The following is a 20,275-nucleotide window of genomic DNA, read 5'->3' as shown; positions in this document are numbered from 1 at the left end:
CTTCTAAAGATGCACATATTTTCACAGGATATATTTTGAAGCCAGGTAACGCTATCCTCCTATAATTTTGTGGAATAACATCGATATCCTGTTCATTTCATCCATACCGGTTTTCAGTCGGGATAAATGAGTACATCACCCTCGCGATATATACTCTTTGATGCGTGACCTTACTTTCGTCGCGACATTCTCGATTTCAGACTTAACGTACCCAAATCGCGAACATTACTCTGACTAACAAGGCGTTACATCATCGCGTTTTCTTCCACATCATGCGATCGTACAGCTGTACTGCGTGGCCTTAAAGCATCATCTCACGGATTTTAATTAAATCCGGTATTGAATCACCCAAACTAAAATACTTCGTGGCCTTTATCGCATCTCGTTTCTGGCAAGTTTATCAACTTGCTAAATGCACCGCGAAATAAAATTTTCATTCCATTTCTCTCTGGTGCTGAGTTCTAATTTACTCGCTAAAAATCGTCTGTCAACCCTGTATTTACGAACAGGTTTTTTAAGACGTGCCATATAAGAAAACATAATGCAATCTGTGACCTATACCAAAGATTTTGATGAGGCATGCAACCAAAAAGTCGAATTTAAATAATCTCGTGTAAACATCTACCGCCCTCCCCGGCATGCTGACCGCCATATCATCCACCTTGTATCAGCAAACTAGTTCAACAGTGTACTTCTCCCTGTAAATCCACTATATTGCTGCGCTCAGGGCCTTAATCGCAGCACAAATGCGCGATATCCGGTCACTTTTCATACCACATCTTTTACAGCAATTCATTTGACGAATCGTGATAAAAGCCACGCGAGGATACGCACTATGGCGACGCTTTCCGTGACCACCCCGCAACATTCTGTATGGGGCGGCGCAATGATTATCGGTGGAACTATCATCGGTGCAGGGATGTTTTCTTTGCCGGTGGTGATGTCCGGGGCCTGGTTTTTCTGGTCAGTGGCTGCACTGATTGTTACCTGGTTCTGTATGCTGCACTCCGGCCTGATGATCCTCGAAGCGAATCTTAACTATCCGACAGGTTCGAGTTTTCATACTGTCACCGGCGATTTGCTGGGGAAAAACTGGAACCGGCTGAATGGCATCACTATCGCTTTCGTGCTGTATATTCTGACTTACGCGTATATTTCTGCCAGCGGCTCAGTGATTCAGCATACGTTGCGGGAGATGTCAGTGAGCTTTTCGCCCCGTCTTGGCGGACTGCTGACCGCGCTGGCGGTTGCCTTCATTGTCTGGATCAGCACCCGTGCGGTGAGCCGCATGACCGCCATTGTGCTGGGTGCCAAAATCATTGCTTTCTTCCTGACATTTGGCAGCCTGCTGTGGCACATCAAACCGGTAAATTTGCTAAACAGCGTTGAGCTGAACCCAAGTTACGCGCCGTATGTGCTGGCGACGCTGCCGTTTTGCCTGGCCTCGTTTGGCTATCACGGCAACGTACCGAGTCTGATGAAGTATTACGGTAAAAACCCGCATATCATCAAAAAATGCCTGTTGCTGGGCACGCTGATGGCGCTTGGGTTATATGTCATCTGGATGCTGGGCACGATGGGTAACATTCCGCGCCCGGCATTTATTGATATAGCCGAACGTGGTGGCAACATTGATGTACTGGTGCAATCGCTGAGTCAGATCCTCAACAGCGCAGGGCTGGATTTGCTGCTGACGATTTTTTCCAACTTCGCCGTAGCCTGTTCATTCCTGGGCGTTACACTGGGATTATTTGACTATCTGGCTGACCTTTTCAAATTCGACGACAGCCGTACCGGCCGTTTTAAAACCGCGCTGGTCACCTTTGTGCCGCCGGTCATTGGCGGCGTGATCTACCCGGATGGTTTCATTTACGCGATTGGTTTTGCCGGTCTCGCCGCCACAGTCTGGGCAGTGATTGTTCCGGCCCTGATGGCGCGGGCATCACGGCAGCGTTTCGGCAGCCCGCTCTACCGCGTGTGGGGCGGCAATAAAATGATTGTGCTCGTGCTGCTGTTCGGCATGATAAATGCGGTGGTGCATATATTATCGAGTGTAAATATGCTGCCAGTGTATCGTTAAGGCGGTCTGAATTTGCGGACTTACCGGCCCCTGAATAGCACGCTAACCGCTAAAGTAATCAGGATTCCGCAGTGAAATGGTGGTGACAAATAACGTCTGTCAGGCTGAATACGGGTGTGCTGACGGCATTTTGACTGCGAATTGCAAATAAAAATGGCGCTCCCCGAAGGTGGCGCCATTCACTAAAGCAATCCTTCTGCTATTTCAGGTCAGGCCAGTAGTCTTTATTGGCTGCGATCAGATCATCGAGAATGGCTTTGGCTACGGACGCACTTGGCACGGTTTTCGACAGCGTGATCGCCTGCCACAGTTTCAGGTAGGATTTTTCAACCCACGCTTCAACCACCAGTTTTTCGACAGCCACCTGCTGGCTCATCAGACCCTGCTGGAACAACGGGATTTTACCGACCGTCAGCGGTTCCGGACCGTTGCTGCCGACCAGGCACGGAATTTCCACCATCGCTTCCGGGTCAATATTGTTGATAGCTCCCTGATTCGGCACAATCAGCAACATTCTTTCCTGCGTATTGAAGGCGATGGCCGTCGCCAGATCAACGATGTAAGAAGCATGTTCGTCAATTTCAAGTTCACCAGCGGAGGACTCCCCCGCTTTGGTAATGGCGGCACAAGAGCTGAACACATGTTTTTCACGATGCTCCATCACCTCATTAGCACGGGTGTGTTCAGGATTGGAATGTGCTACCACGTAATCAGGGAACAGGTAATATTTCAGGTACGTATTCGGGAAAGTGGAAGGATCCAGCGCCCAGACATCTTTGGCTTTGGCAAAAGTATCATTCCAGCTGGCTTCTACGCCCGGTTCATCGGCAGAGGGCACATAGCCGTATTTTGCCACATGTTCGCGGATTTTAGGCATCAGATCGTTGCCATGTGCGTCTTCAACCAATGTCCACCAGCCGAAGTGATTCAGACCGTAATAACGTACACGCATCTCTTTGCGGGATTTAAGCCCTGCAATCTGTGCCATGCGCCCTTCAATGCCGATTGGCATATCGCAAATGTTAAGGATCTTAGCGTGCGGACGTAATCTGCGCGTCGCTTCCGCCACGATGGCCGCGGGATTCGAATAATTGAGCATCCACGCGTCCGGCGAGTATTTCTCCATATAATCGACGATTTCCAGCACACCGCCGATAGAGCGCATACCATAGGCAATCCCGCCCGGCCCGCAGGTTTCCTGCCCCACAACACCATGGCGAAGGGGGATTTTTTCGTCCTTTTCACGCATCGGATATTTACCGACCCGGATATGTGCCATGACGAAATCCACATCGGTAAATGCCGTTTTCGGGTCAGTGGTATAGCTGAATTCTATCTCCGGCGCCTGCTCCCTGAGGATCACTTTGCACGCTTCGGCGATAGTCTCCTGACGTGCGCCGTCGTTGTCATAAAACTTGATGGCCCGCAGCGGGAAGCGTTCCTGATGCTGCAATAACATCAACACAATACCCGGCGTAAATGTGCTTCCACCGCCTGCCACAACCACTGAAAATTTCTTCATCATACTGCCTCCGTAATGGATGTTTCTGTCGGGGAACGCGCCCCGGATAAGGATGATTTTGCGAGAGCCTCCTGGCTCATCAGCGTTTCTATCTGGTCCCGCACCTGCGGAACGTGCAGACCCACGATGATCTGAATGGCGTTGCCGCGCCGCACTACACCGTGTGCACCGAGGGCTTTGAAGATGTCATCACTTTGCGTCAGCGCCATATCTTCGAGAGTGATACGCAACCGTGTCGCGCAATTGTTGAGGTCAAGAATGTTGCTGTTGCCGCCGAGGGCCTGCAGATAACCCGCAGCCTGGCCTTGTAGGGAAGACGGCACCGGCGGCTCGCCTGCCGGATTTTTCTTTGCCTGATAATCGGCTTTGCTGTAGAGCTTGATTTCGCTGTCTTCACGTCCCGGCGTTTTCAGGTTTAAACGCAGGATCAGCGTGCGGAACACCAGGAACCAGACACCGGTGAACACCAGACCGATACCGATCTGGGTGAACATCATCGAGGCATGATTGTGATACATCGGGATCCAGTTTTGCGGCAGGAACTGATCCAGCAGACCACCGCCCATATTGCCGACAACGCCCGCCATGAACATCAGCGTGGCAACGGTGGCGGCAAGGAGCGCGTGAACGGCAAACAGCAGCGGTGAGATAAACAGAAAGGTGAATTCCAGTGGCTCGGTAATACCGACCAGCACTGCGGTCAGCGCCGCCGGGATCAATAGCCCCGCGACCTTGACGCGATTTTCCGGCGCGGCTGTGGCATAGATCGCCATCGCAATACCCACCGAGCCAAAAACTTTAGAGTTACCATGCAGCGCAAAACCGCCTTGCGGGAATAACGTTTTCAGCGGCTCAGTGCTCTGGCTGAATGCCTGCAGATGCTCTGCCCAGTAAACCTGGATCCCACCCTCGACCGCTGCCGGACCGAAAACAAACGGACCGTAGACGAAGTGATGCAAGCCGGTCGGGATCAGAATACGTTCAAGGAAGGTATAGACCCATACGCCGAGCGAACCGGACACCAGCATAAAATGTTGCATCGAGAGAATACCTGTCTGCACTTTTGGCCATACCAGCAGGGTCAGCCATGCGCAGGGTATCATTAGCAGAAAGCCGACAATGACCACGAATGAACTGCCCTGAAAAATACCGAGAAAGACAGGAAGTTGTTTATCAAAAAAATGATTGTGCAGCGAAGTGACAATCCCGGAAATAACTATCGCCCCAATAATACTGGTATCAAGGGTTTTAATTCCGGCAATCATCGCCAGACCACTTTGCCCCCCGGGCTCAAGATTAAAATTAACACCGAAATAATTTCCCCAGGTTAATCCCATAGCATTAATTAAATAATTCCAGGTCATAAAACTGACCAGTGCCGCCAGGCAGGCGCGGCCTTGTGCATGTTTCGCCAGCCCGATAGGCAGACCGGCTGCGAAGATCAGCGGCATGTTGCGGAATACTGTCCATCCTCCTTCTTCAATAATATGAATAATTTGTGCAAAGAGATTATCCGGTGCGGTGAGCTTTTCGCCGACGAACATCGGATTCTGAAGCATAATCGCGATACCCACGACCATTCCTGCGAATGGAAACAATAGGACAGGTGTAAACATCGCACCGCCAAAACGTTGAATTTGACTGAGCATATATATTCCTTATATTACTTCCGGATCAGAGTTTATTATTGGAACACTTTCAGACATGTTTTTATTTTCTGATCAGAGAGTAGGAATAATGAAAAATAACTTCGCAGAGTGATTAATCATTTCGTGATCGCATTCATGCTTTTTCTGCCGATCAAGTGGTCTACTTTTGAGGCAATTTCCAGACACGCCAAATGACGGGGCAAGGACAATCTGAGTCCGGGGCATAAGAAACCGAGAATTTACAGGGCAGTAACCGGTTTTACGGACGCAGTTATAAGGATTCACTCATCGATAAAGAGGTCTGCCAGTGATCTACAAAATGCTCGCTGAACGTCTGAGAATTCGCATCAATTCTGTCGATTTTAATATCGGCGACGCATTACCCAGTGAAAAAAAGCTGGCCGCCGAATTGGGTGTCTCGCGAATGACACTGCGAAAAGCGGTGGATTTGCTGATCGAATGGAAACTGGTACGTCGCTGTCATGGCAGCGGAACCTTCGTTGCACAGAAAGATGTCCAGCATGAAACCCGTGGGCTGATGGGTTTCTCAGAGCTGATGAAACAACTGGGTCGTCCGACGGTGAGTGAGGTATTGGAGTTTAAGATCATGGGCGCGCCACCAGCCATCGCCAGCCAGCTGCGGATGAAAACTGACGAACGTATTTATTATTCACGCCGCCTGCGCTCGGTCGGGGGAAAACCGCTGGTACTCGAAGACAGCTACATGCCAGGCCGGTTATTTAGCAATCTTTCAGTGGCACATCTGGAAGGCTCAAAATTTTCGTATATTGAAGATGAATGCCATATCTGTATCGCGGGGAATTACGAAAGCTTCAGCCCGGTTCTTGCGGACAGCACTGTCGCCACCTTATTACACGTCGCCGAAGGCACGCCGTTGCTGCGCCTGACATCGCTGTCCTACAGCGACACCGGTGATTACATCAACTACTCTGTGATGATCAGAAACGCCAACGAATACCATGTGGATTACCATTTGCAGCGTAATAAATAGCGCTCAGAACGGGCACGGCTGGCATAAAACATCGGCACATTTTTCGGCTCAGAACCAAAAATACCTTCCGGCCCGTTCAGTTCGAAATCTCCGGCTTCGCCGTGCCCATCCTTAACTTTTTAACTTTTACTTCAAATCAGTCTTCGCGTTCAGCGGTTCACCGGTGGCGTAGAACTGACCACCGGCAATGTAATGCAGGCTGCGCAGGGAAGACCCGGCATCTTCGAAATGCCAGTGGCCGTCTTTGAAGACCCGGGTATCGGCCCATGCACCGACAATCTCGCCGATGAATAAATCATGTGCCTGCTGGTTGTGCGGTTCAGGGATTACCCGGCAGGCCAGCCACGCGGTGCACCCCGCGACAAACGGTAAATCGCCGTGATCTTCCATGCGGAATAACCGGGTACCGCAATGTTGCAGTTTATCCGGATCAGTTCTCAATGTGCGATTACCCAGATCGTAAGTCATCTGCAACTGCGCGACGGTCGGTACCTGAATCACAAAATAGCCGCTTTCTTCGATAAGCTCGCGTGTGCGCGCAATTTTGTCGATCACCACCATCAGTTTCGCCGGTTTGAAATCCAGCCCGCATACCCAGGAGGCAGACATGACGTTATCCACACCCTCATGATGGGCAGAAACCAGCGCGGTCGCGCCGTGGTTGATCAGGCGGTAAGCTTTTTCCAGTTCGACAGGGGCAAATTGAGGTGTCATCAGAATCTCTCAAAAAAGGAATGTGGCGTGCAGCATGGCAAACCTGCCGGAACGCGACTATGCATTCGGTGCGCCCTGACGCGGTTTTATCGATTTATGCAATAAATTCACCGACAGCGCCAGCAGAAAAATCATCGCCTGCGCCAGCACGATCGTCGGGCCGGTCGCTGCATCAATATAGAAACTGATAAAGGTGCCTGAGATCGCTGCCATAAGTGACGCTGTCACAGAAACCATCAGCATTTTTGATAACGTCTTACACAGCATAAACGCCGTAATACCTGGGGTGATCAGCATCGCCACCACCAGCACGACGCCGACGGCCTGCAACGCCGCAACGATGGTCAGTGCCAGCATACACAACAGCGCGTAATGATAAACACGCACCGGTAACCCGATGACTTTCGCCTGAACGGGATCAAAGCAAAACAGCATCAGATCTTTAAATTTGAGAATAATCGCCAGCGTGACGACAGCGGCGATGATCAGGGTTTGCAGCATTTCACTGTCGGTTACACCCAGCACATTGCCGAACAAAATATGGCTGAGATGCTGTTCAGTATTCACCCGTGAGAACAGCACCAGACCGGCAGCAAACATGCCGGAAAAGACAATCCCCATGACTGAATCTTCTTTTACCCGACAATGTTCTTTAATAAAACCCGTCGCTACGGCGCAAAACAGACCGGAACCGAATGCGCCGAACACCAACGGAATTCCTGCAAGATACGCCAGCACCACACCGGGAAGCACTGCATGAGAAATGGCATCCCCCATCAGAGACCAACCTTTGAGCACCAGAAAACAGGAAAATATCGCGCAGACGATACTGGTGGCCGCAGCCGTCAGCAGCGCACGTTGCATAAAATCAAAGCTCAGCGGTTCCGTCAACACATCAAACCAGGACATCATGCGCGGCTCCGGTTTTTAATACGAAAATGGTTAATCAGCCAGCCGTGTTTCGGCGCAAACAAGAACGCCAGCAAAAAAACAGTCGTTTGCAGGCAGACAATTACCCCGCCGGTGGCACCATCGAGGAAATAACTCAGCCATGCCCCGGCGGCACTGGTCACCGCACCGATAAATACAGAAATAATCAGCAGATGTGAGAAACGATCCGACAGCAGATAGGCCGTTGCGCCTGGCGTGATCACCATGGCGATCACTAAAATCGCACCGACGGTTTGCAACGCTGCCACGCTGCACGCACTGAATAGGGTGAAGAAAATCACTTTCAGCCACAGCGGTGAAAGGCCGATAGAAACAGCATGCGCCTCATCGAAAAACACCGCCAGCAAGTCGCGCCAGATAACACACAGCACCAGCAGCGAAACGCCAACAATAATCTGTACCTGCAAAATATCGGTGTCATCAATCCCTAAGATATTGCCGAACAGAATCGACTGCACGTTGACGGCTGTCGGGTTAAGCGAGACCAGTAACAGGCCGAGGGCAAAAAACGTGGAGAACACGAAACCGATGATAGCGTCTTCCCGCAGTTTGGTGAAATGGCGCAGCAGAGTCATGGAAAGCGCGGCCAGAATGCCGGTGCCGAACGCGCCGATGGCATAGGGAAAGCCCAGCGCATAAGCACCCGCGACACCGGGTACCACCGAATGTGATAGTGCATCGCCCATCAGCGACCAACCTTTGAGCATCAGATATGCCGATAAAAATGCACATACCGCGCCGACACCTGCACTCACCCAGATAGCTTTTACCATGTAGTTATACTGAAACGGCTCAAGCAGCAGTTCGGTCATACCACCCGCCTCACCGGTTCCTGTGGCACTAAATAGCCAATATTGCGCAATGCGCCGCCAAAGGTATTTTCGAGATTCTGATGAGTAAAGGTGGTTTCCAGAGGACCGGAAGCCATTACCGTGCGGTTAATGAGTACCACACGGTCGCAGAAATCCGGCACGCTGGCGATATTATGCGTCGACACCAGGATCAGATGCCCTTCCTCACGCAGTTGTCGCAGTAATTCGATGATGGCGTTTTCAGTTTTGATATCCACGCCGGTAAACGGCTCATCAAGCAACATCACCCGCCCCTGTTGCGCCAGTGCACGCGCCAGAAAAACGCGTTTTTTCTGGCCGCCGGAAAGTTCGCCAATCTGGCGATGCGCAAGTTCCGTCAGCCCGACACGCGCCAGTGCGGAAGCGGCCTGTTTTTTATCTTCCTGTGAAGGAATACGCAAAAATGACATTTTGCCATAGCGTCCCATCATCACCACATCCCGCACCAGCACCGGAAAATTCCAGTCCACGTCTTCGGACTGCGGCACATACGCGATCAGGTTTTGTTTCAGCGCTGTAGCCACACTGAGACCATCAAGCGTCACCCGTCCGTGCGTGGGGCGGATAATCCCCATGATGGTTTTAAACAGCGTGGATTTACCGCTACCATTCACGCCCAGCAGCGCACAAACAGATCCGCCGCGCAGCGTGAACGAGGCATTTTCAATCGCGGTATGCCCGTTATTGTAGGTCACCGAAATATCATCAACATGGAGATGCAGCGCGTCGTCAGTCATTGTCCGAACCCTTTTGCGATGGTGCCTGCCGTGACTTTCAGCAAATCAATGTAGGTCGGCACCGGGCCCCCAGCGGCAGACAGGGAATCGACATACAACACGCCGCCATATTTGGCTCCCGTTTCTTTGCTGACCTGCCGGGCCGGTTTGTCCGAGATGGTACTTTCACTGAAGAGCACCGGAATATTTTGCTGACGCACCAGATCGATGATTTTTTTCACCTGCTGCGGCGTACCCTGCTCATCGGCGTTAATCGGCCACAGATAAGCCTCGTTCAATCCATAATCTTTTGCCAGATAACTGAACGCGCCTTCACTGGTCACCAGCCAGCGCTGACCGGCCGGGATTTTCGCCAGACGTTCGCGCAGCGGTGAATCGAGCAGGCTGATTTTTTCGGCGTAATTTTTGGCATTGCGGTTATAAACGGCGGCGTTATCCGGGTCATATTTCACCAGCGCTGCGCGGATATTTTCGATATAAATCAGTGCATTTTTCGCGGACATCCAGGCATGAGGGTTTGGATTTCCGACATACGGCCCTTCCTGAATAGGCAGCGGTGCGATACCGTCCGTGACAGTCACCGAAGGTACATTTTTGATATTCGCGAAGAAACGACCGAACCAGCGTTCGAGATTAAAGCCGTTCCACAGAATCAGATCCGCAGACTGTGTTTTCACAATGTCGCGTGGCGTTGGCTGATAGTCATGGATTTCCGCACCAGGTTTGGTGATTGATTCTACCGTGGCGGCATCACCGGCAACATTCTGTGCAATATCCTGAATCACCGTGAAGGTGGTAACGACGGTAAACTTCTTTTTATCTTTTCCGGCCGCCTGCACATTCCCGCTAATCAGCGCCACAATCATACCAACCAGCATGAGCCGCAAACGAAACGGTGAATAGCTGAATAATTTTAAGATGCGTTGTCCTTTTTCCATGAAATTTCCCCTGTCGCTCTGCGCATTAATCGCCGGTTTATTATTCAGGTATAGCACAGGCTATACTCCATAGCCAAGGCAAAGTTTTCAGAAATTGGTAGATGTGTGCACTTGGTTTACAATGCCGGAGTTGTCGTGATGTCCGCGGCGGCGGTAAAAACCGTTGAGCAAGAAAGAGGCAGGCGTAGTGAAAGAAAAAAAAATAAATCCATTACTGGATGTGGAAGAACACGCTCAGGGTTTTTTACAGGTGCGCGAGGCGCATCGCCGGGAATTAATGGACGATTACGTTGAGCTGATTTCAGACTTAATTCGTGAATTTGGCGAAGCACGTCAGGTCGATTTGGCCGCGCGTCTGGGGGTTTCACAGCCCACCGTTGCAAAAACGCTCAAACGACTGGCCAATGCCGGACTGGTCCATCAGTTGCCCTATCGCGGTACCTTCCTGACGCCTGAAGGTGAGCGACTGGCAGCAGAAAACCGTGAGCGTCATAACGTCGTAGAGGCATTTTTTATCGCACTTGGAATCAGCCACGAAACCGCCCGCCTCGATGCAGAAGGCGTTGAGCATCACGTCAGCGATGAAACGCTTGAAGCGTTCAGACGTTTTACTGCCGGAAAAAAAATCTGATCTCACCGTACATCCTATCCGCCGCCAGGTTTGTTTTTTGACCGGATCTGGTGGTTTTCCCCCGTATTCCCGCGCCTCCTGGTTTAATCGTAAAGCAATCTTTCCATAGGAATTTTTTGTACACAATTGCTGGCGTTACCTTGTCAGAATCCCCCTGATCTCCCGCCAACCTTTTCCCTCAGCTCAGCGTACCTTTATCCTCAGGAGTGATGGCATTTATGCCCCTCCCTGCATCCGGTCATTGCGCTTCGAGGTTTTTATGAAAAGGCTCTTATTGCTGATGTTGACTGCCAGCACCCTGATGTCTGCCAGTTTCGCATCGTTTGCCTACGGCTACTACGGGCATGGGTATTATCACGGTGGGTATGGAGGCCCGCGTATTATTGTCGGTATCCCCTGGGGACCGCCCCCTCCGGTGTATTACGGGCCGCCGCCGGTGGTCTACGTCACGCCTGCACAACCGCAGACGTATGTTGAGAAAACCCCTGACTATGCCTATTACTGCCAGAATCCTGCGGGCTACTATCCGCACGTGCAGCGCTGCCCGCGCGGCTGGATGAAGGTCGTTGTAGGTGATTCCGCACCGCGTTAACAGGTAATAATTTCATGAACAGGTTCACTCCGCTGGCGGTTATTACCCTGGCTGCAGCGCTTTCAGGCTGCGTATCTTCTCCCACCCGGCCCGGTGTGATGGTGTTACCCGGTACCGGCAAAGATTATCAACAGTTCCGTATGGATGAAATGGCCTGCCGGAGTGACGCCTACAGCAGTGTTAACGGCGGCGCGCAAACGGCTAATAATAACGCGGTCAATACTGCCGCAGCGGGCACCGTTGTGGGTGCGGCGGCAGGGGCTCTGTTAGGCGCAGCGTCTCATCAGGCCGGAGCGGGCGCGCTGGTTGGCGCAGGCAGCGGTTTACTGCTCGGCAGTGCCATGGGCAGTAACGGCGCAGGCGTCAGCAGTGGCAATTTGCAGGACCAGTACAATACGGTGTACACCCAATGTATGTACGCCAAAGGCAATAAAGTGCCGGTCGATGCCCGCTATGATTATGGTTTGCAATCTCACACGCAGCCAGAGGTGCCACCGGACTACTATCCGGCACAGACAGGCAACAACGACGTTCCGCCGGATTATGTACCTTAAGTTTTTGCCTAATCAGAAAGGCTGCCCGCTGCATGGCAGCCTTTTGTTCCCTTTCCAGCCGTTCAGGCAAACGGCGCACGGCCATTAAGTACATCATCGATAACTTTCAGCACACCTTCTTCGCTGTTTGATGGTGCCGTGTATTTTGCGGCCGCTTTGGCCGGTGCAGAGGCGTTTTCCATTGCAAAACCAAATCCGCAATAGCTGAGCATTTCGAGATCATTACCGCTGTCGCCGAAAGCCAGCACTTCCTCATCGCGGATGCCATAGATTCTCTGGATTTTTTGCAGGCCGCAGGCTTTGTGATTCCCGCTGATGATAAGATCCACCGAGCCGTGTCCGCTGGTAACCGGTGCAACAATATTGCCCAGATGGCGGGTAATTTCGCCCATCAGCGGATAAACGTCATCCTCCCTATAGCTCAGCGCGAATTTGAAAATTGTGTCGCTGATTTCGGCATAATCGCTCACATTGCTCAGACGGTGATAGTAACGACGCATCCGGCGGATAAAGGCTTCGTCGGTGCCGTTCAGCACATACGCGCCATTTCTGCCACAGACGATAGTGTTAATGCCGGGTGTCCGGCTGATCCAGTGTAAAACGTCAGCGACCTGTTCAGGTTCGAGTTTGCCGCAGTAAATTTCTTCTTTTTTGTCGACGACATACCCCCCGCCTTCCGCCACGTAGGCAATCTGTTCATCGATATCATCAAAGAAAGATTTCAGCTGGTAATACTGATTGCCGCTGGCTACCACAAACTTGATTTCGCGTGCCAGCAGTTGCTGATATTGCTCGCGAAAACGGGTTTTATTATATTCGTGTTGCGGGTTCAGAAAGGTGCCATCCATATCTACGGCAATAAGTTTTACGGGCATTGCAGTTCCTTACAGGGTCGGATGTTTATCAGTCAAAGTAAAAGATGGCTGGCGGGGTTCAGGCGCCAGCTGGCAAATTTGCCACTCAGTTCTAAATCTTCAGTCTTAAAAAATAATCAATATTTCAGTTTGTATGCGCCGAACGTAATGATAAGGAACGCAGCCGCCACGGCTGAAAATGCCACATACAGACTGGATAAATGCGCGATAAAACCAATCAGCGCCGGCCCGCCCAGCACGCCGAGATACCCGAGCGTCGCGACCATCGCCACAGACATATTTACCGGCATCACTTTCTCCTGACCGGCGAGCGTAATCAGCACCGGAACGATATTTGCCGCCCCGATACCGACCAGCGCAAAACCGCATAATGGCAGGATCCAGCCCGGTAACAGTACCACCATCAGGTAACCTGCGATCCCCAGAATACCACCTGCCACCAGTATGCGTTTACGCCCCAATGCGCTGACAATCACATCGCCGGTCAGGCGCATCAGCGACATCGCGACAGCAAACACCGCAAAACCCCAGCCCGCGTGTTCCAGCGCCAGCCCGCGTTCACGGGTCAGAAACACGCCGCCCCAGTCGAGCACCGCGCCTTCGGCCATAAAGCAAATCATCGCCATCACGGCCATCAGCACGAGACGAAAATTCGGCCTCGCTTTGGGTTTGCCCTCAGCCCCTTCTTCCTCATGCGCGCCAAACGGTAACATGCCGCGAAAAGACCAGGCGGTCACGATGACAACCAGCGCCACGGCAAAAAACGTGCTGCCGAGCGGCGTGATGCCCGCACTGAGCAATAACGCGCCGCCACCGGCTCCGGCGATCCCGCCGACGCTCCACAGGCAGTGAAAGCCGGACATCAGCGGTTTATCCGCGGCCTGTTCGACCAGCGTTCCCTGCACATTGACCGCGACATCCGCCAGGCCAATACCCATACCGAAAATAAACAGGCTCAGCGCCAGCAGCCAGATATCACTAAAAACCGCCAGCACCGGTAACATCAGGCAATACAACACCACAGCGGCTACAATGACCGCACGGCAGCCGAACCGGCCAATAATCCGCCCGGAACCGAGCATCGACAACAGTGATCCGGCGCCCAGGCACAGCAGCAGTAAGCCGAGATCACCCGCTTCGGAATGCGTACGCAGTTGCGCATAAGGCACCAGCGCTGCCCACAACCCCATCGCCATACCGGTAACAAAAAAAATCGCCCGCGTAGCGATGCGTCGGGCAGGGCTTCCGGCATGCGAGTTCAGACTTTCTATTTCAGATGACAGTGACATCAGATTCTCCCGGCAAGAAATTAGTTATTAAAAGTCTTTTAATAACTACTCAGTATAGAGATGCCTGCAAAACAAAGTCAATGCGGATCACTCGCCGAAAGCGACGTGCAAATTATAATTATGCAAGGTCAGTTCAGTGATGCCTCGCAGATAATCCTGACGCATGGAAGGCCGGTAAATCAGCTCAGGCATATGTTGAACAGGAATATACTGCCGGCAAAGTTCAGCCAGCTGCGGCATCAGCGCGGTGCTGATTTTAGGGCCGGATAGCGCAATGGTAGCCGGGTTGATAATTGCCGTCAGTGACACAATCACTTTGGCCATTTCCTCCGCGACCGGCAGCGTGTTCATGTGTTCAAACGGCAGATTGGAGACCTCACCGGCAAACTGGCTCGCGCCCTGCAACACCTGGCCATTAATCACCATTCCACATCCGAGACACGGGACATCCGGTTTAAAAACGTAGGCCACCGGCGCGGTAACGCCCGCACAACTGCTGCGGTAAAATCCCCAGGCGGTGTAGTTCATGTCATTATCGACCTGCACGTACAGACCAAGCCGCTCACGCAACTGTTGCTCAATGGCAACGCCAGCAAACGCAGTGATATCACAGGTTGCAACGGTGCCTTTCACCACTACACCCGGCAATCCTACGCCCAACGCTTTGATATTCGGGTAATCTGCCAGCAGGGATTCGATCTGCTGATAAAACCTTGCCAGCGTCAGCGGCAAAAAGCGTACCTCGCCCTGAGCCAGGCTTTCACCTGTGGCTGAATTTACCGACCAGATAATCTGCGCCGCCGCATCACTGCCCTGCGCGTACAGGCTCAGTACGGAAAAGAAATCCGGGTTATATGCATAGCGCTGCGCCGGACGCCCGCCACGTGAAACATCCATTTCCAGCGCCATGACTTCATGACGCAGACTCAGTTCATTAAGCACCGCGCCACATGTCGCAATACTCAGTCCGGTGGCAACCGCCAAATCCGCTTTTGTCGCCGAGCCCAGTGATTTCAATGCATTAGTGACCATCACCACATTATTGATCTTCATTTCACGGGTAGTACGGTTGAGCGGAGTAAACATATTGCCTCGGGGATACGGGTAAGAATGAGGGGTAATTTAGCACAAAGTGGAGGCGGCCTTACTGGCAACGTCACGTCAGGCTGTAGACCGGATCTATGCATACGCGATTGCCTATGGCGCAACGGACGAAGGGGCACCGGGTTTACGCCCGCATTACCATGCGGATTATTATGGCGCGTATTTCCGCGATGCCGATGGCAATAAACTGTGTATTTACTGTCATGAACCCCTGGTCTGAATACCCTCCCCACTTTATCTGACGTTTTGCACAAGTCTGACGAGTTCTGTCTCGGCTTCCCCTTCGTCATGTCCGTCAGTAAAGCAGGCGCCGCTCACCGGTTCGCTGAGATCGGGGAAATGATAGACCGCATTGACACACGACGGGCCGCCGCCGGAGTGACCGGCTGAGCGCCCGGCCTTTCCCATAGCGCCCTTCATCAATCCGAGCGCGTAGCCGCATGCCGTCCACGGCCGGCCCTCAAGAGCGCCCCCGAGCGGATATGTCACCCGCATTTCGGCAAGCCATGCGGCGCTGAGGAGTTTTCCGGTGAATAAGTCGTGCAATAATCGGGCGGCGTCCCGCACATTCCCTGCCAGACAGCCATGATACACCCAGCCCGGATGGTACTTTCCGGCAGCCTCACAGTGTAGTTGGGCAAATTGTTCGCGTGTGGTGACAAGAGAAATGCTGTTAAGCCCGAGTGGTGTTGAGATAATCTCTGCGACAAGTTGCGCAAGATCCAGGCCAGACGCGGCTTCAATCTGCTCACGTACCAGCATGTAACCTACATTGGAATAGGACCAGCCTTCGCCGGGTGCAAACAGCATACCCTGAGCCAGGGCGGCACTGAGCAATGTTTGACGATCCCAGGGTTGCTCACCGGCGGCGACGGCGTCGTGATAGGCTTTCAGCGTGCCGTAATCCGGCAATCCGGCTGTGTGGTTAAGCAGTTGCCGCAGCGTATACGCTGCACCGTCGACAGGGCTGTCAGGTTGCAAGATACCGCGTTCGCAAAGCTTCAGTGCGCAAATCGCTATCGCGGTTTTGGTGAAACTCCAGTAAGGGAAGCGGGCGTCAAAATTTCCTTCCCCCCTTTCTTCCCCCGAGGCTGAAATACAATAAGAATGGAATTTATGCATGACTAACCTCATCACAAGAAAGAAAGCAGGCAGGCACCCGGTGAAAATTAATGCCTTCGGCGTAACTGTTATTTTATGCTCTTGATTTACATGAAAATACCCAATTCAACGAAGCGCTTCAACCGAAAGTTCTCCTTCAGGTGACCTCTGTAAGGTCTTTTCCAATGGTTTTTACTGTCTGGCGGGGCAAAATTCAGCATACCGGTTATGATGAGGGCGGGCGAAGTTAACCGCGTTGGGCGGAGATGATCAGTGATTTCGTCAGTAAAACGGATAACGGACTCCTCTGAGTTCCCGGCATGCGCATTCATCTCTGACCGCAGATCGGGTATATTGATACGCAGATCACAAAAATCCCTTAAAGGAAGACGTCGCATTATGAGTTATCGTTTCACCCTGGTTGCCGTGGCAGCTGTTTTAACCCTGACAGGATGTGCAAAATCGAAAACCGCCGATCAGGCACCGGCTTTCGATTTTGGCTCCACACGGGTGACCGTAACGCACATCCCGACGAAAACCGATGATGGTACCAAACTGTATGTGACCATTGATGGTAAAGATGCCGGTGCTCTTGGAATTGGTGAGAGCATGGAAGTACAACTTCCTGAGGGTAAACATAAAGTTGGCGGTTATGCGCGTTCACTGATTGGCCGCGTGACCATTTCGCCTGTCGACGTTGCAACATCCCGGGATGCGATAAGCCACGTGACCTATTCTGTTGCAAACCTTAAACCTACCTTCCTCGTCCGTGCCTCAACACCGGTTCCTAAGCCTAAATCAGAATCGATTCCGGCAGAACCCGTTCCGAGCATGCCGAAACAAATTGAAGATCCTGTCACAGCAGAACAGACGCAAGCCGCAACGCCTGCTGCGCCGGTAACCCCTCAGCAAACGCAAGCCGCAACACCTGCTGCACCGGTAACAACTCAGCAAACGCAAGCGGCAACGCCTGCCGCGCCGGTGACAACTCAGCAAACGCAAGCGGCAACGCCTGCCGCGCCGGTGACAACTCAGCAAACGCAAGCGGCAACGCCTGCCGCGCCGGTGACAACTCAGCAAACGCAAGCGGCAACGCCTGCCGCGCCGGTGACAACTCAGCAAACCCAAACGCCGCAAGTTACCGAACTGACACCGACCACTCAGTCGCAGACATCACAAGCAACGCAAGGTTCTGCAACGCCTGTCATCACTGATCTTACTTCTACTCCTCAAGCTTAACCCGGTTTCTACTGCCGGTGCCTGATGCACCGGTGGTGACTTTCCTCAGAATTTCACTACCGCACCCAGTTCAATCACCCGGTTTGGCGGAATATGATAATGTTCCGGCGCGCGTAGTGAGTTTCGCTGCAATACCTGGAACAGTTTTCCGCGCGCCTTCAGGTACCACGGACGCGGTTCACCAAGAATAAACGTGTCACGCGACATGAAAAATGAGGTTTCATTCATGTTGCTTTTAAGCCCTTCCAGTCCGCAGCGATAAAGGATATCTGTCACATTCGGCTTCTCCCTCCAGCCATAACGGGCAATAACCCGCCAGAATGCCGGTGAAAGTTGCTCGATAATGACCCGCTGGACGTTATGCACATAGGGTACATCTTCCGTTACGATGGTCAGCAGCACCACGCGCTCATGCAGAATCTTGTTGTGTTTGAGGTTGTGCAGCAACACCAGCGGCACTTCATATTGCCCGCGCGACATGACTACAGCCGTTCCCGGCACCCGTTGTGGCGGCGATTTTTCAAGTGAGGTAATCAGCGCCTCCAGCGCTTCCGGATCCTGACGCAGGCGGCGCAACAACCGCGAACGTTCCGTTTTCCAGGTCAGCATAATCACCAGAATAGCCACACCAATTGTTACCGGCAGCCAGCCCCCCGAGAAAAGTTTGCTCAGGTTGGCAGCAAACAACGGCACATCAATCAGCAGCATCGCCATAATCACCAGGCCACCTGCCCAACGTTTCCATCCCCAATTTTTGATCATCACAATGCCGATCAACACAGACGTGATCACCATCGTACCGGTGACTACAATGCCATACGCCGAGGCGAGGTTGCTGGAATGCCGGAAGCTGACGATCGCAATCAGTACGGCGAAATACAGCAGCCAGTTGACAACCGGAATGTAGATCTGACCGGACTCCACATCCGAGGTGTAAATAATGCGCATAGGAGGCAAATAGCCCATGCGCACAGCCTGACGCGTCAGGGAGAACACCCCCGAAATCACCGCCTGTGAGGCAATAACGGTCGCCAGCGTGGCCAGCACTAATAGCGGAACGAGCGCCCAGTCAGGTGCCAGCAGGAAAAACGGATTCTTAATGGTCTCAGGCTCGCTGAGTAATAACGCACCCTGCCCGAAATAATTCATCACCAGCGAGGGCCCGACCAGTATAAACCAGGCGATGCGGATGGGTTTCTTACCAAAATGCCCCATATCTGCATAAAGCGCTTCGCCGCCGGTAACTGAAAGCACCACCATACCGAGCGCGAAAAAAGAGACTGTTTTAAATTCCACAAAGAAATGCATCGCCCAGTAAGGATTGAGCGCCTGCAATACTTGCGGATTATGCACGATCCCGCTGATACCCAGCGCCCCGAGGGTGAGAAACCATATAACCATCACCGGAGCGAAAATTTTCCCTACGCTGCCGGTACCATTTTTCTGAATAAAAAACAGCAGCGTCAGGACGGCAATGGAAAATGGAATGATAAAGCGGTCTAATGACGGCTCAATAATTTCCAGCCCTTCAATAGCCGAAAGCACCGAGATGGCGGGCGTGATAACACCATCACCATAGAAAAAGCTGCCGCCAACCAGCCCGATAAACATAATGAAGGGGATCCAACGCGGATTGAGATTGCGGATCGCCAGTGCCATCAGGGTCAGGATCCCGCCCTCACCGCCATTGTCGGCGCGCATCACAAAACTGATGTATTTGACGGAAACCACCAGCATCAGCAGCCAGAAAATTAAGGACAAAAAACCGAAGAGAGAGCTTTGTGTCATGGTAATGCCCGCCTGTCCGGTCAGGCATTCACGTAGGGTATACAACGGGCTGGTACCAATATCGCCATACACGACACCGATACAAGCCACTGTTACAGTCAGCAGCGATGATTTATTTTTTGTTTGCTTCATGAGTGGCTTCACAATTTCCGGGGACGACGTTGGTCGTCCCACCAAAAGAGTATAGCTGCTTCGCGGGAGGATCTCAGGCCCAATATGAAACGGTTACATTCATTATTGTCTTATATATCAGGTATTCACTTACAAACATGGCCTACATGTCTACAGACTACCAGGACTCTATCTGCGTGCGGGGTTTTGGATAATATCTCGGTATAAACCTTTCACAGGTTCAGTTAATAACTTATTAATTGATGAGGTCCCCAGAACGGCTTCTTTTTTCATAAGGGATGCGTAAGCGCGCAGATCAGCGTTCGAAGCAAGATCCCGTCTCATACATTTGAGAATAATGGTGTTGGATTGCCGGGTCATTTCATAGCCGAAACTGAGCAACCCTAATATTTCTCTGGCTGTTACGATATGGTAAGCGCATTCATAATTCCACAAATTCCCGGGCGATAGATAAGACATAAGATGAAAATCAGCATATCTGTGTATTCCCCCCCAACACCCAGGCATCATTAACAG

General features: G+C 52.1%; 20 protein-coding genes. 7 read left to right on the top strand and 13 right to left on the bottom strand.

Going from position 1 to position 20,275, the window contains the following annotated elements; all coding sequences use genetic code 11:
- Positions 1 to 835 precede the first annotated feature (835 nt).
- Positions 836 to 2,080 carry a tryptophan permease gene (mtr, locus tag J1785_RS14925; RefSeq protein WP_217219701.1) on the top strand — a complete coding sequence of 415 codons (1,245 nt, stop codon included), beginning with the start codon at positions 836 to 838 and terminating at the stop codon, positions 2,078 to 2,080.
- A 199-nt stretch (positions 2,081 to 2,279) separates the two neighbouring features.
- Here the strand turns inward: mtr and J1785_RS14920 are convergent, their stop codons facing one another.
- Together J1785_RS14920 and J1785_RS14915 are read right to left on the bottom strand one after the other, a co-directional pair.
- Positions 2,280 to 3,602: a 6-phospho-alpha-glucosidase gene (locus tag J1785_RS14920; RefSeq protein ID WP_129953749.1), complete on the bottom strand. Its 1,323-nt coding sequence runs from the start codon at positions 3,600 to 3,602 to the stop codon at positions 2,280 to 2,282.
- A complete protein-coding gene (locus tag J1785_RS14915) occupies positions 3,602 to 5,251 on the bottom strand; it encodes an alpha-glucoside-specific PTS transporter subunit IIBC (RefSeq protein WP_217219699.1) in 1,650 nt (549 codons plus the stop codon). The genes J1785_RS14920 and J1785_RS14915 overlap by 1 nt, the downstream gene beginning before the upstream one ends.
- Before the next feature lie 307 nt (positions 5,252 to 5,558).
- On the opposite strand from J1785_RS14915, the gene J1785_RS14910 reads away from it, so the two are divergent.
- The gene (locus J1785_RS14910; RefSeq protein ID WP_129953615.1) at positions 5,559 to 6,263 is read left to right on the top strand and encodes a GntR family transcriptional regulator; all 705 of its coding nucleotides are present in this window, start codon (positions 5,559 to 5,561) and stop codon (positions 6,261 to 6,263) included.
- Between the two features lie 126 nt (positions 6,264 to 6,389).
- Here the strand turns inward: J1785_RS14910 and J1785_RS14905 are convergent, their stop codons facing one another.
- Genes J1785_RS14905 through J1785_RS14885 form a run of 5 tightly spaced genes read right to left on the bottom strand, consistent with a single transcriptional unit; the run spans position 6,390 to position 10,454 of the window.
- Positions 6,390 to 6,977, bottom strand: coding sequence for a flavin reductase family protein (locus J1785_RS14905; RefSeq protein WP_129953616.1), 588 nt, complete (start codon positions 6,975 to 6,977; stop codon positions 6,390 to 6,392).
- 57 nt (positions 6,978 to 7,034) lie between these two features.
- On the bottom strand, positions 7,035 to 7,889 hold the full coding sequence (locus tag J1785_RS14900; protein WP_217219698.1) for a metal ABC transporter permease: 855 nt from the start codon (positions 7,887 to 7,889) through the stop codon (positions 7,035 to 7,037).
- Complete coding sequence (locus J1785_RS14895; protein ID WP_129953618.1) at positions 7,886 to 8,740, bottom strand: metal ABC transporter permease; 855 nt, start codon at positions 8,738 to 8,740, stop codon at positions 7,886 to 7,888. Before J1785_RS14895 ends, J1785_RS14900 begins: the two co-directional genes overlap by 4 nt.
- The gene (locus tag J1785_RS14890) at positions 8,737 to 9,516 is read right to left on the bottom strand and encodes an ATP-binding cassette domain-containing protein (protein ID WP_129953619.1); all 780 of its coding nucleotides are present in this window, start codon (positions 9,514 to 9,516) and stop codon (positions 8,737 to 8,739) included. The genes J1785_RS14895 and J1785_RS14890 overlap by 4 nt, the downstream gene beginning before the upstream one ends.
- Positions 9,513 to 10,454, bottom strand: coding sequence for a metal ABC transporter substrate-binding protein (locus J1785_RS14885; protein WP_217219696.1), 942 nt, complete (start codon positions 10,452 to 10,454; stop codon positions 9,513 to 9,515). The genes J1785_RS14890 and J1785_RS14885 overlap by 4 nt, the downstream gene beginning before the upstream one ends.
- Before the next feature lie 187 nt (positions 10,455 to 10,641).
- On the opposite strand from J1785_RS14885, the gene mntR reads away from it, so the two are divergent.
- The 3 genes from mntR to J1785_RS14870 all read left to right on the top strand — a co-directional run bounded on the left by mntR (position 10,642) and on the right by J1785_RS14870 (position 12,231).
- The gene (mntR, locus tag J1785_RS14880; RefSeq protein ID WP_129953751.1) at positions 10,642 to 11,085 is read left to right on the top strand and encodes a manganese-binding transcriptional regulator MntR; all 444 of its coding nucleotides are present in this window, start codon (positions 10,642 to 10,644) and stop codon (positions 11,083 to 11,085) included.
- A gap of 259 nt (positions 11,086 to 11,344) precedes the next feature.
- Entirely contained in the window at positions 11,345 to 11,677 is a 333-nt protein-coding gene (locus tag J1785_RS14875; protein ID WP_217219694.1) for a hypothetical protein, read from the top strand.
- Positions 11,678 to 11,691: 14 nt separating this feature from the next.
- Positions 11,692 to 12,231 (top strand): glycine zipper family protein, encoded by a 540-nt coding sequence (locus J1785_RS14870; protein WP_217219692.1) that lies wholly within the window; start codon positions 11,692 to 11,694, stop codon positions 12,229 to 12,231.
- A 62-nt stretch (positions 12,232 to 12,293) separates the two neighbouring features.
- Here the strand turns inward: J1785_RS14870 and J1785_RS14865 are convergent, their stop codons facing one another.
- From J1785_RS14865 to J1785_RS14855, 3 genes are all read right to left on the bottom strand, one after another.
- Positions 12,294 to 13,106, bottom strand: a complete 813-nt coding sequence (locus tag J1785_RS14865; protein ID WP_129953622.1) for a Cof-type HAD-IIB family hydrolase — start codon at positions 13,104 to 13,106, stop codon at positions 12,294 to 12,296.
- A gap of 116 nt (positions 13,107 to 13,222) precedes the next feature.
- Entirely contained in the window at positions 13,223 to 14,395 is a 1,173-nt protein-coding gene (locus tag J1785_RS14860; protein WP_129953623.1) for an MFS transporter, read from the bottom strand.
- An 87-nt stretch (positions 14,396 to 14,482) separates the two neighbouring features.
- Complete coding sequence (locus J1785_RS14855; protein ID WP_217219690.1) at positions 14,483 to 15,481, bottom strand: ROK family protein; 999 nt, start codon at positions 15,479 to 15,481, stop codon at positions 14,483 to 14,485.
- A 46-nt stretch (positions 15,482 to 15,527) separates the two neighbouring features.
- Between J1785_RS14855 and J1785_RS14850 the strand changes: the two genes are divergently transcribed.
- Positions 15,528 to 15,719 (top strand): VOC family protein, encoded by a 192-nt coding sequence (locus J1785_RS14850; protein ID WP_238483229.1) that lies wholly within the window; start codon positions 15,528 to 15,530, stop codon positions 15,717 to 15,719.
- Positions 15,720 to 15,733: 14 nt separating this feature from the next.
- Here the strand turns inward: J1785_RS14850 and J1785_RS14845 are convergent, their stop codons facing one another.
- On the bottom strand, positions 15,734 to 16,621 hold the full coding sequence (locus J1785_RS14845; protein ID WP_217219688.1) for a serine hydrolase domain-containing protein: 888 nt from the start codon (positions 16,619 to 16,621) through the stop codon (positions 15,734 to 15,736).
- A gap of 378 nt (positions 16,622 to 16,999) precedes the next feature.
- Between J1785_RS14845 and J1785_RS14840 the strand changes: the two genes are divergently transcribed.
- Entirely contained in the window at positions 17,000 to 17,839 is an 840-nt protein-coding gene (locus J1785_RS14840; protein ID WP_129953627.1) for a hypothetical protein, read from the top strand.
- Positions 17,840 to 17,884: 45 nt separating this feature from the next.
- Here the strand turns inward: J1785_RS14840 and kup are convergent, their stop codons facing one another.
- Both kup and J1785_RS14830 read right to left on the bottom strand, forming a co-directional pair.
- Complete coding sequence (kup, locus tag J1785_RS14835; RefSeq protein WP_129953628.1) at positions 17,885 to 19,759, bottom strand: low affinity potassium transporter Kup; 1,875 nt, start codon at positions 19,757 to 19,759, stop codon at positions 17,885 to 17,887.
- A gap of 168 nt (positions 19,760 to 19,927) precedes the next feature.
- Positions 19,928 to 20,275, bottom strand: a 348-nt coding sequence (locus tag J1785_RS14830) for a hypothetical protein (protein WP_217219686.1), incomplete at its 5' end; no start/stop codon positions are given.

The sequence above is a fragment of the Rahnella perminowiae genome, from assembly GCF_019049755.1.
Lineage (GTDB): Bacteria > Pseudomonadota > Gammaproteobacteria > Enterobacterales > Enterobacteriaceae > Rahnella > Rahnella perminowiae.
Note: the sequence above shows the minus strand (reverse complement) of the source record. Positions and strands in the feature narration are given on the sequence as shown.